This is a genomic window from Asanoa ishikariensis (assembly GCF_900107455.1).
In the GTDB taxonomy this organism is placed as follows: Bacteria; Actinomycetota; Actinomycetes; order Mycobacteriales; family Micromonosporaceae; genus Asanoa; species Asanoa ishikariensis.
The window spans coordinates 180,944-194,164 of sequence record NZ_FNQB01000003.1 but is presented as its reverse complement, the minus strand read 5'-3'; the positions used below and the strand labels follow the sequence as shown (position 1 = coordinate 194,164).

At 72.9% G+C, this 13,221-nt stretch carries 6 protein-coding genes; 2 read left to right on the top strand and 4 right to left on the bottom strand.

What is annotated here, in order from left to right; genetic code table 11:
• Positions 1-31: 31 nt before the first annotated feature.
• The 3 genes from BLV39_RS24950 to BLV39_RS24940 all read right to left on the bottom strand — a co-directional run bounded on the left by BLV39_RS24950 (position 32) and on the right by BLV39_RS24940 (position 9,186).
• Complete coding sequence (locus BLV39_RS24950) at positions 32-1,231, bottom strand: RtcB family protein (RefSeq protein ID WP_090798174.1); 1,200 nt, start codon at positions 1,229-1,231, stop codon at positions 32-34.
• A 437-nt stretch (positions 1,232-1,668) separates the two neighbouring features.
• Positions 1,669-7,839 (bottom strand): type I polyketide synthase, encoded by a 6,171-nt coding sequence (locus tag BLV39_RS24945; RefSeq protein ID WP_204082644.1) that lies wholly within the window; start codon positions 7,837-7,839, stop codon positions 1,669-1,671.
• 27 nt (positions 7,840-7,866) lie between these two features.
• Positions 7,867-9,186 (bottom strand): beta-ketoacyl synthase N-terminal-like domain-containing protein, encoded by a 1,320-nt coding sequence (locus BLV39_RS24940; protein WP_204082645.1) that lies wholly within the window; start codon positions 9,184-9,186, stop codon positions 7,867-7,869.
• A gap of 305 nt (positions 9,187-9,491) precedes the next feature.
• Between BLV39_RS24940 and BLV39_RS24935 the strand changes: the two genes are divergently transcribed.
• Complete coding sequence (locus BLV39_RS24935; protein WP_090798170.1) at positions 9,492-10,550, top strand: 3-deoxy-7-phosphoheptulonate synthase; 1,059 nt, start codon at positions 9,492-9,494, stop codon at positions 10,548-10,550.
• Between the two features lie 35 nt (positions 10,551-10,585).
• Positions 10,586-12,505, top strand: a complete 1,920-nt coding sequence (locus BLV39_RS24930; RefSeq protein ID WP_090798168.1) for an acyltransferase family protein — start codon at positions 10,586-10,588, stop codon at positions 12,503-12,505.
• Here the strand turns inward: BLV39_RS24930 and BLV39_RS24925 are convergent.
• Positions 12,502-13,215 (bottom strand): methyltransferase domain-containing protein, encoded by a 714-nt coding sequence (locus tag BLV39_RS24925; protein ID WP_176985069.1) that lies wholly within the window; start codon positions 13,213-13,215, stop codon positions 12,502-12,504. The two genes, BLV39_RS24930 and BLV39_RS24925, sit on opposite strands and share 4 nt — an antisense overlap.
• Positions 13,216-13,221: the final 6 nt, after the last annotated feature.

Genomic DNA, 13,221 nt, shown 5'->3' with positions numbered 1-13,221 from the left:
CCGCATCGCGCGCCGGGCTGGCCCATGCGGTTCAGCCCTTTACGCAGACCACCTGCTTGAGATGGGCCACGACCTCGACCAGGTCGGCCTGTTCGGCGATGACCGCACCGAGGTCCTTGTACGCGCCGGGAATCTCGTCGACGACGCCGGCGTCCTTGCGGCACTCGACGCCGGCCGTCTGCTCGGCCAGGTCGTCCACCGTGAACGTCTTCTTCGCCTTCGTGCGCGACATCCGCCGGCCCGCGCCGTGCGACGCCGAGTTGTAGGCGTCGTCGTTGCCCAGCCCGCGCACGATGTACGAGCCCGTGCCCATCGAACCCGGGATGATGCCCAGGTCACCCCGGCCGGCCCGGATCGCGCCCTTGCGGGTGACCAGCAGGTCGACGCCTCCGTACGTCTCCTCGGCCACGTAGTTGTGGTGGCACGAGATCGGCTCGTCGTAGCGGACGTGCGCGACCGCCTCCCGCAGCACCCGGCACAGCAGCGCGAGCATGATGGCCCGGTTGCGCGCCGCGTACTGCTGCGCCCAGCTCAGGTCCCGGCGGTACGCGTCCATCTCCGGCGTGCCGGACACGAACACCGCGAGGTCCCGGTCCGGCAGGTCGGCGTTGTGCGGCAGCCCACGGGCGACCCGGATGTGCCGCTCCGCGAGCTCCTTGCCGATGTTGCGCGAACCCGAGTGCAGCATCAACCAGACCCGCCCCGCGTCCGGGCCGCCCTGCTCGACGCAGACCTCGATGAAGTGGTTGCCGCCGCCGAGCGAACCGAGCTGCCGCGACGCCCGCGGCTCCAGGCCGCCGACGTCCGCGGTTAGCGCGCCGAAACCCTTCCAGAACTCGGCCCAGCCGGCGGTCGGCAGGCCGTGGATCCGGTGCGGGTCGACCGCCTCGTCGTGCGCGTTGAAGCCGACCGGGATGGCGGACTCGATCGCCCGGCGCAGCGGCCCGAGGTCGTCGGGCAGGTCAGCGTCGCTGAGGTTGGTGCGCACCGCGGACATGCCGCAACCGATGTCGACACCGACCGCGGCCGGCGCGAGCGCCTGCCGCATCGCGATGACCGAGCCGACCGTCGCACCCTTGCCAAAGTGCACGTCGGGCATCACGGCGACACCGTCGACCCACGGCAACGTGCCGATGTTGCGGAGCTGCCGGGCAGCGTCGGCCTCGATCGTCGCGGGATCGGTCCAGACCCGGACCGGCGCCCGGGTGCCCGGCAGCAGCGTGTAACTCATCGTCTCTCCCCAGTGGATGGTGTGATCGAGACCTGACAGGGAATTGAACCCTTTGCCCGTTTCCGGGATTCGGTTTTGCGGACCGACCGCCGCACCAGCGACGCCATCAGGTCAGAAAAAGGCCGCCCTACCCAGGATGCGGGTGGGCGGCGGCGTGAGCGCGCGAGGCGTGCTCAGCTCAACCGTTGTCCCGCGGGGCATAGCCGATTGCCAGCGGCGGGTCGCCCGGCGAAGGGCAGGCCCGCGGTGGCGCACGCCAACGGACACCGTGTCGCTTGCGCTGTGGGCTGCCACGTCATCTCGGGGATCTCCTGCCTCGATCGTGCTGTGAGGCACAGAGTAGGTCCACTTCGCTCGGGCGGCAACGGCATTTGCCCAAGACGAAGCCGCGGCCGGGGCTTCGTTGCCCCGGCCGCGGCAGATCTGGTGGTGGACGACTACTCGTCGGCCTCCAGCGCCAGGTCCATGTGCCCGGCCAGACCCTCGGCCAGCGCGGCCAGGGTCGGATGCTGCCAGACGAAGTTGCCGGCCAGCTTGACGCCCAGCCCGGCCTCCAGGCGCGCCCGGAGCTCCATCGCCAGCAGCGAGTCGAAGCCCAGCGCGCGCAACGGCACCTGCGGGTCGAGGACGCTGTCGCCCAGCCGCATGACCGCCTGGACGTGGCCGCCGACGTACGACTCCAGTGCCGTCCGCCGGGCCAGGCCCGCGGGTGTCGCGGCCAGGTCGGCCCGGACGTCCACGGTGGTCGGTTCCGCGGCGGTCGCGGCCTCCACTGGTGATAGGAGCGAGCCGAAGAACGGCGCGTCCGGTGCCGGCACCCAGGTCGACGGCGGACCCGGGATGACCCCCGTGCGCACGCGGTCGTGGGTCAGCAATGTGGACAGTGCGTCGAAGCCGTCGGACGTGCCGATCGTGGTGTAGCCGCGCGCCGCGAAGTCGGTCGCCGCGCCCGTCTCACCCCAGGGGCCCCAGTTGACCGCCAGCGTCGGCAGGCCCTGGGCCGCGCGCCATTCGGCGAAGCCGTCGAGCCACGAGTTCGCCGCCGCGTACACCGTCTGGCCGGCGTTGCCGATCAGCGAGGCCATGGAGGAGAACACCACGAACCAGTCAGGTCGGTGCCCGGTGACCGCGGTGTGCAGCGCCCGGGCGCCGACCACCTTCGGCCGCCAGACCGTGTCGAACTGGTCGTCCGCCACCGTGAGCAGCGCCGCGTCGGCGAGCACCATCGCCGCGTGCAGCACGCCGCGCAGCGGTCGGTTGAACGCGGTCGCCGCCGTCACCAGCGCGTCCGCGGTGCCCGGCGAGGCGATGTCACCACGGATCACCGTGACCCGGGTGCCGGCCGCCCGCAGCGAAGCGATCGTGGCCGCCGCTTCCGTGGAGGGCGCCCGCCGGCCGTTGAGCACCAGGTGACCGGCGCCGCGGGACGCGAGCCAGGACGCCGTTGCCAGACCGACGCCGGTCAGGCCGCCGGTGATGATGTACGACCCGTCCGGCCGCACCGGCGGCCCGTCGGGGCGCGCCGCCCGCACCGTCCCGGAGCCCGGCACGGTCAGGACCAGCTTGCCCTGGTGCGCCGCCGCGGCCATCGTCCGCAGCGCGTCGGTCGCCGAGGTCAGCGGGTACGACCGCACGGGCAACGGCGGCAGGGATCCGTCGGCGAGCCCGGTCAGCACCTCCCGGAGCACCGTCGCGAACACGTCCGGGCGCCGGTTCTGCAGCTCGATCAGGTCGACCGTGCTGAAGGTGATGTTGTGCCGCAGCGGCGCCAGGCCGATGGCACGGTCGGCGAGGATGTCCCGCACGCCGAGCTCCACGAACCGGCCGAACGGCCGCAGGGTCGACAGGCCGGCCCGGATCGCCGGTCCGGCGAGGGAGTTGAGCACGACGTCGACGCCCTCGCCGCCGGTCGCGGCCAGCGTCTCGGCCGCGAAGTCCAGCGATCGCGAGTCCATCACCGTCGCGATGCCGAGCTCGCGCAGCCGGGCCCGCTTCTCCGGCGTGCCCGCCGTGGCCAGCACGGTCGCGCCGAGCCGGCGGGCCACCGCGATCGCGGCGAGGCCGGTGCCGCCGGTGCCGCTGTGGATCAGCACCCGCTCGCCGGAGCGCACCCCGGCGACGTGTCGCAGCGCGTACCAGGCGGTCAGGTAGCCGGTGAGCTGTCCGGCCGCGACCACCGGATCGAGCCCGCCCGGCATCCGGGCCACCGCGGTCGCCGGCACCGTCAGGAAGGAGCCGAACGCGCCGCCACGCAGGTCGACCGCGAGCACCGTCTCGCCGACGGCGAGCGGCACACCGGAGCCGACGGCGCTGACCACGCCCGCGCACTCGAAGCCGATGCGGTAGCGGACGTCGTGGCCGTCGCCCGGTGACCGGAAGGCTTCGGGACGCGCCAGCGTCCCGGAGGCTGAGGACTCTGGATGGCCCAGCAGGCCGAGGACGGTGAGCACGTCGCGGAAGTTGACCCCGGCCGCGGTCACCTGGATCTCCACCTCGCCCGGCCCGGGCCTGCGCCGGTGGCAGGCCGCCAGCTCCAGCCCAGACAGGTCGCCCAGGCGGCCGGCACGCAGCCGGAATCCGTCGACGCCGCAGCGGACGTCCACGAAGGACGTCTCGGGGACCGGCGCGTACGCCAGCCGGGCCACCGACCGCTCCCCCGCCCGGTGCCGGACCTCGTCGTCCGCACCGTCGGCCAGCAGCTCCGCGGCGAGCAGGTCCGCGTCGGTCGAGTCGACCAGCGTGGCCCGCAGCTCCGGGTGTTCGATCGCGAGCACCCGGACGACGCCGCGCAGCGCCGCCTCGTCCAGGGCTCCCCCGGTGACCAGCACCAGCCGGGGCGGCACCGCTTCGGTGCACAGCGCCTGGGCCACGGCGACCACCCGTCGGGTCCGGTCGAGCGCGGCGTCGCCGGCGGCCACGGCGGAGCCGCAGACCAGCGCGACCACGCCCGGCAGCACACCGCCTAGCAGGCCGTGCACCGGCTCGTCGAGCGGCACGTCCACCACGTCGGCCGCGGCACCGCGGGACCGCAGCGCGGCCGCGACCGGCAGCACGGCGCCGCCGCCCTCGCCGAGCAGCAGCACCCGGCCGACCACCGCACCGGACACCGGTGGTGCCGGCACCCAGTGCGACTCGATCAGCCAGGACTCCGGTCGGTCGGCCGCCGAGGCGGGCACGCGCTGGCGCACGCACCGCAGCCCGGCGACGGTCAGCACGGCGGCGCCGGCGCCGTCGCGGAGCACGACGTCGCCCGCGAACCCTTCGTCGTCCGACGAGTCCAGCCGGGCCTCGGCGAAGGCGGCTTGCGACAGGTCGCCGGTCACGGCGACGCGGGCGATGCCGACCGGCAGCACCAGTCCCTGGCCCGGGACGTCGAGCACGGTCGCGACCAGGAGCTGCGCACACAGGTCGAGCAGCACCGGGTGGATCGCGAGTGCTCCCACCGCGGCGAGCGGCGGGACGATGACGGCCCGCGCGGCGGAACCGTCCGCGGACCGGGTCAGCCCGCTCAGCCCGGCGAACGCCGGACCGTGTTCGATGCCGCGCGACCGCATGGCCGCATACAGCGCGTCGCTGTCGGAAGGCACGTCACACATCGGCACCGCGTCAGGAGCAGCGGCGGACCGGCCAGAGCGCAGCACCGCGCCGGCATGCTGGACCCACGCGCCGTCGGCGCCGCGGGCGAAGATCTCGCACTCGGCCCGGTCCGGCCCGATCACCGTCACGGTGGTGCTGACCTCGGTGTGGTCCGCGAGCCGCAGCAACTCGCGGAACGTCAGGTTCTCGACCGACACCTCGTCTGCCGGCGCGGCGAACACCGCGCAGGCGGCGCTCAGCGCCAGCGCGTGGAACGCCGCACCCGGCAGCACCGGCTCGTCGTGCACCCGGTGGTCGGCCAGGAACGCACACGCGAGCAGCCCGGCGTCGCCGACCCAGGTGTGCCGCACCGGGTCGCCGGCGACCTCGGCGTGCACGCCGGGCAGGCCGACCGGGGCCGCCGCAGGGGCGACCGGTGAGACGTCGACCCAGTGGCGGCGACGGTCGTAGGTGATGGCCGGCGGGTCGGCGAGTTCGGCGTCGCCGTACAGGACGGACCAGGCGACCGGAACGCCCGCGCAGTGCAGCGCGGCCAGCGACGTGCGGAACGTCGGAAGCTCGGGCTCCTCGCGGCGCAGGGTGCCAACCACGACGGCCTCGGGCGACAGGTTGTCGCGCACCGCGGCGGCGACGACCGGGTGGGGCGAGACCTCGAGGAACACCTGGTGCCGGTCGGCCGCCGCGGCGTAGACCGCGGCCGAGAAGCGCACCGGCTGGCGCAGGTTGCGGCACCAGTAGTCGGCGTCGAACGCCGGCTGCTCCGAGCGCGGGTCGAGCACGGTGGAGTAGAACGGCACGACGGGCTCGCGCGGCCGCAGGTCCTTGAGCGCCGCGTCGAGGTCCTGGAGCAGCGGGTCGACCTGCGGCGAGTGTGAAGCGACGTCGACGGCGACCAGCCGGGCCGGCACGCCTTCGGCGTCCCAGGAGTCGACCAGCAGCCGCACCCACTCGTCGTCGCCGGCGATCACGGTGCTGGCCGATGCGGCCACCACCGCGACGGACACGACCTCGCCCGCGCCGGCCGCGGCGATGTCCGCCTCGACCTGCGAGCGGCCGAGCCCGACACTGGCCATCGCGCCGGCGCCGGCGATCCGCTCCAGCAGGGCCGAGCGGCGACAGATGACCGCGACGCCGTCGGCGAGTGAGAGGGCGCCGGCCACGACCGCGGCCGCGACCTCGCCCATCGAGTGGCCGATCACGCCGGCGGGGCTGACGCCGTAGGAGCGCCACAGATCGGCAAGCGCGACCTGGACGGCGAACAGCACCGGTTGTACGAAGCCGCAGCCGGATACCGGCTGGCCGGAGCGCAGCACGTCGAGCACGGAGAAGCCGGCCTCGGTGCCGATCAGCGCGTCGGTGCGGGTCAGGCTGGCGGCGAAGGCCGGCTCGGCGGCCAGCAGCTCGCGGCCCATGCCGGGCCACTGCGAACCCTGACCGGAGAACACCCAGACCGCGCCGCGTACGACGCCGCTGTGCACCTCGCCGTCGACCACGGCCGGGTCGACGTGGCCGGCCGCGTACGCCCGCAGCCGGTCCGAAAGCTCCTCGGTGTCGGTGGCGACGACGCCGAGCCGACCACGCCCGGCGCCGCGGCGCAGCGCGAACGTGTGCGCGATGTCGCGCAGCGGCACGTCGCGCCCGTCGCCGTCGAGCCAGTCGGCGACCCGCGCGGCCGCGGCGGGCAGCGCCCCGCGCGAGCCGGCCGGGATCACCACGACCTCGGGCTCGACGGTCGGCCGGGGCACGGCCGGGGCCGACGGCAGGTTCGGCGCCTCTTCGAGTACGACGTGCGCGTTGGTGCCGGAGAAGCCGAACGAGGAGACCGCGGCCCGGCGCACGGCGGCGCCGTCCGGCCAGCGGGTGGTGCCGGTCGGCACGAACAGACCGGCGGCCGACGGGTCGGTGCCCGGGGTCCAGCCGGTGAAGTGCAGGTTGCCCGGGATGAGGCCGTAGTCCAGCGACAGCACGGTCTTGATCAGGCCGACGATGCCGGCGGCCGGTTCGAGATGCCCGATGTTGGTCTTGATCGAGCCGACCGCGACCGCCCGGCCCTGGCCCCCGTACACCCGGGTCAGGCTGGACAGCTCTGTCGGGTCGCCGAGCCGGGTGCCGGTGCCGTGCGCCTCGACGTAGCCGATCTGGCTGGCGTCAAGGCCGGCCCGGACCAGCGCCGCCCGGTAGACCTGCTCCTGCGCCTCGGCCGACGGCGCGCTCAGTCCGTCGGAGCGGCCGTCCTGGTTGACCGCCGAGCCGCGTACCACGGCCAGGATCCGATCGCCTTCACGCAGCGCGTCGCCGAGCCGCTTGAGGACGACCGCGCCGGCGCCCTCGGAGCGCACGAAGCCGTCGGCTTGCGTGTCGAACGCCCGGCACCGGCCCGTCGGGGAGAGCATGCCGAACCGGGTGAACTCGCGGGTCGTGCGTTCGTCGACGATCAGGTTGACGGCGCCGGCGACCGCCAGGTCACACTCCCGGTCGCGCAGCGCCTGCGCGGCCTGGTGCACCGCGACCAGGCCGGACGAGCAGGCGGTGTCGACGGTGACGGCGGGACCGTGCAGGCCGAGCAGGTACGAGATTCGCCCGGCGGCCACGCAGTGCCCGTTGGTCAGGATCCCGCCGGCCAGCTCCTCCGGCTGACCGGCCAGGCGCTGCATGTACTCGTCGTAGCTGAGCCCGAGGTAGACGCCGGTCGACTCGCCGGACAGCCCGTCGGGCGGGAGGCCGGCATGCTCGAACGCCTCCCACACCACCTCCAGCATCAGCCGGTGCTGCGGGTCGAGCACGTCGGCCTCGCGGCGGGAGACGCCGAAGAAGTCGGCGTCGAACCCGGTCACGTCGGTCAGCCAGCCGCCGTCGGGTGGCGTCGCGGCGCCCGGCGACGGTCGGCCCGCCGGGAACGGGCCGACGGCGTCGCGGCCGTCGGCGAGGAGTCGCCACAGGGCGGCCGGCGAGTCGACGTCGCCGGGCAACCGGCAGCCGATCCCGACGATCGCGATGTGCTCGTGTTCCACGAAAGCTGTTCCTCTTCTTGAAAGGGGTTACAGGGCGTCGGGGCTGCCGAGCAGGATGGCGCTCTGCACGCCGCCCAGCTGGTAGGTGAAGCTGAGCGCGTGGTCGAAGGCCAGCGGGACGCTCTGGAAACCGGGCACCGGGTCGAAGGGCAGGAAGTCCAGCGGCCGCTCGCAGTTGGCGGTCGGGCAGACCGTGCGGTTCTTCATCATCAGCAGGGTCAGTGCGACGCCGAGGGCGCCGGTGGGCGCACCGTTGTGGCCGAAGCTGCCCTCCTGCGAGGTCATCAGCAGGTCGCCGGCGAGGTCGCCGAACAGCGCGCGGATCGCCGCGGCCTCCTGCTGTGCCATGCCGCCGTCGCTGCCGCCGTGCACGTACTTGACCTGCTCGATCGGCCGGTCGCCGAGTGCCTGCCGGACCGCCGCGACGAGGCCGCCGCCGTCCTGGTCGCTGGCCAGCGGGTGGGGCAGGCCGTCGCGGGTGATCGCCTGGTTGAGCACCTGGCCGTAGATCGCCGCGCCGCGCCGCTCGGCGTGCTCACGGCTCTCCAGGATCAGCGAGACCGATCCCTCGCCGTAGTTGACGCAGCCCTGGCGCTGGTCGTACGGGCGCATCAGGCGATCGAACTCGATCGGCTCGTCCGGCAGCGCGTTGGTCGGACGGGTGTCCTCGCCCTGGTCCTGGACCATCTTGACCAGGTCGAAGACCTTCTTGAGCAGCGGGTAGTAGAAGTTGTCGACGCCGGTCACGGCGATCACGTCGGACGCGCCGCTGTTGATCAGCAGGCGGGCGTTGTTGATCTGCACGGAGGACGAGGAGCAGCCGGCGTTGGCGGTGTAGCAGGGCCCGGTGGTGCGGGCGAAGGCCGACTGGGCCAGCGCCACGTCCGAGGAGGTGACGGCGATCGAGCTCTCGATGAAGAGCGAGGTCGCCTCGATGATGTTCAGGTCGCCGATCTCGGTGTTGAGCACCTTGAGGTAGCCGGCGATGTTGGTGTCGACGCCGCCGCGCCCGACCAGGATGCCGGCGTTGGTCAGGGCGCCGGCCCGCACGTCGAGCTTCGCGTCTGTGCACGCCTCCAGGAACGACATCAGCCCGAAGCGGTGCGTGTCGGTGAAGTGTGCGGCGAAGATGCCCGGGATCTCCGGGAAGTACTCGGCGAAGGTCTCCGCGGACAGGTCGACGGAGCCGTAGTAGACGCCGTCGTCACGGGACGAGATCGCGGTCTTGCCCTGGGACACGATCTCCCAGACGTCCTGGGTGGTGATCGACGCCCGGCCGAGGCCCGGCAGACAGAACCCCATGCCGGTGACGACCACGTCGCGCGCGTCGGTAACCGACCTCATCATGTTCATTCCTTCCCCGAAGGTCGCTCGTTCGGGGAAGAGAGTACGGCTTAACCGGACGAATAGGATGTAGTGCCTCTTAGGCGGGCGAGTCAGGCGCTGTCGCAGAGCTGACTCAGCGTGGCCCGGCCCACACCAGAACGCGCGGAAGCCTGCTAAGGTTGCGCCCGTGCAGCGCTGGTATCGGTTTATACCCCCGGCCCGGAATGGGTCGGCGGGCGATTCGCCGCGCTGACCTTCACCCCTGAGCCGGATTCCTGAGCCGGCTCGGCACGCGTCCCGGGGCGGCTCGCCCATGAGAGGACGCCATGTCTGTCACCGCCGCGGCGCTCGACGATGCCCGCATCGCCCGCATGAGCCCGCTGATCTCCCCTGCTCTGCTGCGCCACGAGTTCCCGGTCTCCCCTGAGGTCGCCGACGTGGTCAGCCGCGGCCGGGCCGAGGTTGTCGACATTCTCGACGGCCGTGACGACCGCCTGCTGGTGATCGTCGGGCCGTGCTCGATTCACGACACGGACGCCGCCCTGGAGTACGCCTCGCGCCTGGCCGCGGTTTCCTCCCGCCTGTCCGGCGATATCCGGGTGGTCATGCGGACCTACTTCGAGAAGCCGCGTACCACCGTCGGGTGGAAGGGTCTGATCAACGACCCGGACCTGTCCGGCGGCTTCGACGTCAACCGCGGGCTGCGGCTGGCCCGCCAACTCCTCCTCGACGTCTCGGCGCTGGGCCTGCCGGTCGGCTGCGAGTTCCTCGACCCGATCACCCCGCAGTTCATCGCCGACATCGTGAGCTGGGGCTCGATCGGCGCGCGCACGGCGGCCAGCCAGACCCACCGGCAGTTGTGCAGCGGCCTGTCGATGCCGATCGGGATCAAGAACTCCACCTCGGGCGACGTCGGCGACGCGGTCGACGGGATCCGCGCCGCGGCGGCCAGCCACGTTTTCATGGGCATCAACCTGGACGGGATCGCCGCCCTGGTCACCACCAGCGGCAACCCGGACGTGCACCTGATGCTGCGCGGTGGCGCGAGCGGCCCGAACTACTCCTCAGCGCACGTCTCGGACGCGCTTGCCTCGCTGGAGAAGGCTGATCTGCCGCGGCGGCTGATGATCGACGCCAGCCACGGCAACAGCGGCAAGGACCACAACCGGCAGCCCGGCGTCGTACGCGACATCGCGGCCCGACTGGCGGCCGGCGAGCGCGGCATCGCCGGCGTGATGATGGAGAGCTTCCTGGTCGCCGGCCGGCAGGACCTGGGCGGGTCCTCGATGGTGCGCGGCCAGTCGGTGACGGACGCGTGCATCGACTGGGACACCACCGCCGCCCTGCTCGACGAGTTGGCGGCAGCGGTTCGCGCACGACGCTGACCAGGGAACGCGCGCCCCGGTAGTTTTAGTGGGATATGTCCGGGGCGCGCCTTCCGTACCAACCTGCGCTCGACGGGGTCCGGGCCTGCGCCGTCCTGGCGGTGCTGCTGTTCCACGGTGGAGTGGCGGCACTGCCGGGCGGCTTCCTCGGCGTCGACGCGTTCTTCGTGCTGTCCGGCTTCCTGATCACCTCGTTGCTGCTCGTCGAGCGGTCAGCGACGGGCCGCACGGACCTGGTCGCCTTCTGGGGCCGCCGGGCACGGCGGTTGCTGCCCGCGCTGCTGCTCGTGCTGGCCACCGTGGCGGTGGTGTCCCGGTGGCTGCTGCCGCCGACCGAGCTTCCCGCGCTGCGGCTCGACTCGCTCGCGTCCGTCGCCTACCTGGCCAACTGGCGAATGATGTTCCGGGACGGCGACTACTTCGCCGCGACCGGTGCTCTCTCGCCGCTCCAGCACACCTGGTCGCTGGGGATCGAGGAGCAGTTCTACCTGCTCTGGCCACTGGTGTTCATTCTTGCGGTGGCGGTGGCACGGGGGCGGCGCACCCGGCTGGTGCTGCTCGGGGTCTGTCTCTTTGGCGCGATCGCCTCCGGTCTTGCTTCTTTTCTGTTGTTCGCTCCTTCCGACGTGGACCGGGTCTACTACGGCACTGACACGCGGGCGGTGACGCTGCTGGTCGGGTGTGGGCTCGCGGTGCTGCTGACCGGCCGGCGTGCTTCGGGGCGGCACCCGGTGCTCGGGTCTCTTGCCGTGCTCGGCGTGGCGGTCACCGGGCTCTTCTGGGCCACGGCCGGCGGCGGGGATCCCTGGCTGTACCGGTTCGGGCTCACGTTGGTGGCGCTGGCCACCGCGGCGGTGATCGCGCATGCCGTGGTCAGTCCGCGCTCGCCGACCGCCCGGGTGCTCGGGTTCCTGCCGCTGGTCGTGGTCGGGCGGATCTCGTACGGGCTCTATCTGTGGCACTGGCCGCTGTTCGGCTGGCTTACGTCTTCCCGCACCGGGCTGAGCGGGTCGGCGCTGCTCGGGGTCCGGCTGGCCGCCGTGTTCCTGGTCGCGACGGCCTCGTACCTGCTGGTCGAGCGGCCTCTGCGGACAGCGCGCTGGACGCGGCGGCGGCCCCGGCTCGGTGGTGCGGTGGCGGCGACGGCCGTGCTGGCCACCGCGGTGCTGGCGGTGGTGGTCACGGTCCCGCCGCCGGCGCGGCCTTCTCCGGTCATCGCGTTGGACACGCGGCCGGGGCCGAGCGCCTCGGCCACGCCGCCTGTGCAGCGCCCGGGCCGGACGCCGGGCGCGTTGCCCCGGATCGCGTTCATGGGCGACTCGGTGTCGTGGTCGCTCGGTACCTACCTGCCGAAGCAGTCCCAACTCGAGGTCACCGCGCGCGGGGTGCCGGGGTGTGGCATCGCCCGGCTGCCGGAGGTGCGCTACGTCGGCTCGCCGCACCCGAACTATCCCGGCTGCGCCACGTGGGACCAACGGTGGAAGCGCAACATCGCGGCCGACGACCCGGACGTCGCGGTGATCCTGTTGGACCGGTGGGAGCTGATGGACCGCAAGCTGTCCGGCCGCTATCAGCACGTCGGTGAGCCGGAGTTCGACGCGTACCTGCTTCGTGAGCCCAACCTCGCGATCGACATCGTCGGCGTACGCGGTGCGCGCGTGGTCGTGCTGACCGCGCCGTACACCCGGCGGGCCGAACGTCCGGACGGCGGTCTGTGGCCGGAGGACGAGCCCACGCGGGTCGACGCCTGGAACCGGCTGCTGCGATCGACCGCCGCTCGACGTGGCGCGACGGTCCTGGACCTCCAGGCGGTGGTCTGTCCCGGCGGCGCTTTCGCGTGGGACGTCAGCGGTGTGCGGGTGCGCAGCGACGGGCTGCATTTCACGCCGGAGGGCGTACAACAGGTGATCGCGCCCTGGTTGTTGCCGCAGGTCGCCCGGCTCGCGACCTCCTAGGCTCTCGTGGCGGCGGTGACCAGGATTGGGATCACCAGCAGGAGGTCGCCGCGCTTGGCGCGGTTGCGCTGACCGGCGAGCCAATCGTCGGCGTCTCCGGCGATCCGGCTCAGGAACAGCCCGCCCAGCTCGGGGGTGGTGACCACTTCGGACTCGGCGGTGGTGTGTACGTCGGTGAAGCCCAGCGCGCGGAGGATCTCCGGTGCCTGCCGTGCGGCGAAGCCGGCGGCCAGCTTGTCGGTGCGGCGGTGGACGACCGCGCGGGTCCGTTCCGGGTCGTCGCTGGCGATGCTGATCGCGTCCCAGTCGAGGTCGACCACGACGAGCCGGCCGTTCCTACTCAGCACGCGCCGGGCCTCGTGGAGGGCCAGGTGCGGGTCGGTCAGGTCGTGCAGCACCTTGTCGGTGCGGTAGCCGTGCAGCTCTCCGTCCGCGAACGGCAGGCGGTGCGCGTCGCCGACGCGGTAGTCGCCGTCCGGGTGGCGCCCGCGGGCGACCTCGACCATGGCCGGGTGATGGTCGATGCCGGTCGCGATGGCGTGCCGTGCGGCGAGCTCCGCGGCCGCCCGCCCGGTGCCGCAGCCGACGTCGACGACCCGATCGCCTTTGTTCAACGCGAGCAGTTCGTAGCTGTGGACGCGGAGCCGTGCGGCGGCCGGCAGAGTCTCGAAGCTGTCCAGGGCGTTCAAGAAGCCGGTGGGGATCGTCATGATGGT

Excerpts from the sequence above, each read along its gene's own strand:
- BLV39_RS24950 (WP_090798174.1), bottom strand. The coding sequence starts at position 1,231 with ATGAGTTACACGCTGCTGCCGGGCACCCGGGCGCCGGTCCGGGTCTGG.
- BLV39_RS24940 (WP_204082645.1), bottom strand. The coding sequence starts at position 9,186 with ATGATGAGGTCGGTTACCGACGCGCGCGACGTGGTCGTCACCGGCATG.
- BLV39_RS24935 (WP_090798170.1), top strand. The coding sequence starts at position 9,492 with ATGTCTGTCACCGCCGCGGCGCTCGACGATGCCCGCATCGCCCGCATG.
- BLV39_RS24930 (WP_090798168.1), top strand. The coding sequence starts at position 10,586 with ATGTCCGGGGCGCGCCTTCCGTACCAACCTGCGCTCGACGGGGTCCGG.
- BLV39_RS24925 (WP_176985069.1), bottom strand. The coding sequence starts at position 13,215 with ATGACGATCCCCACCGGCTTCTTGAACGCCCTGGACAGCTTCGAGACT.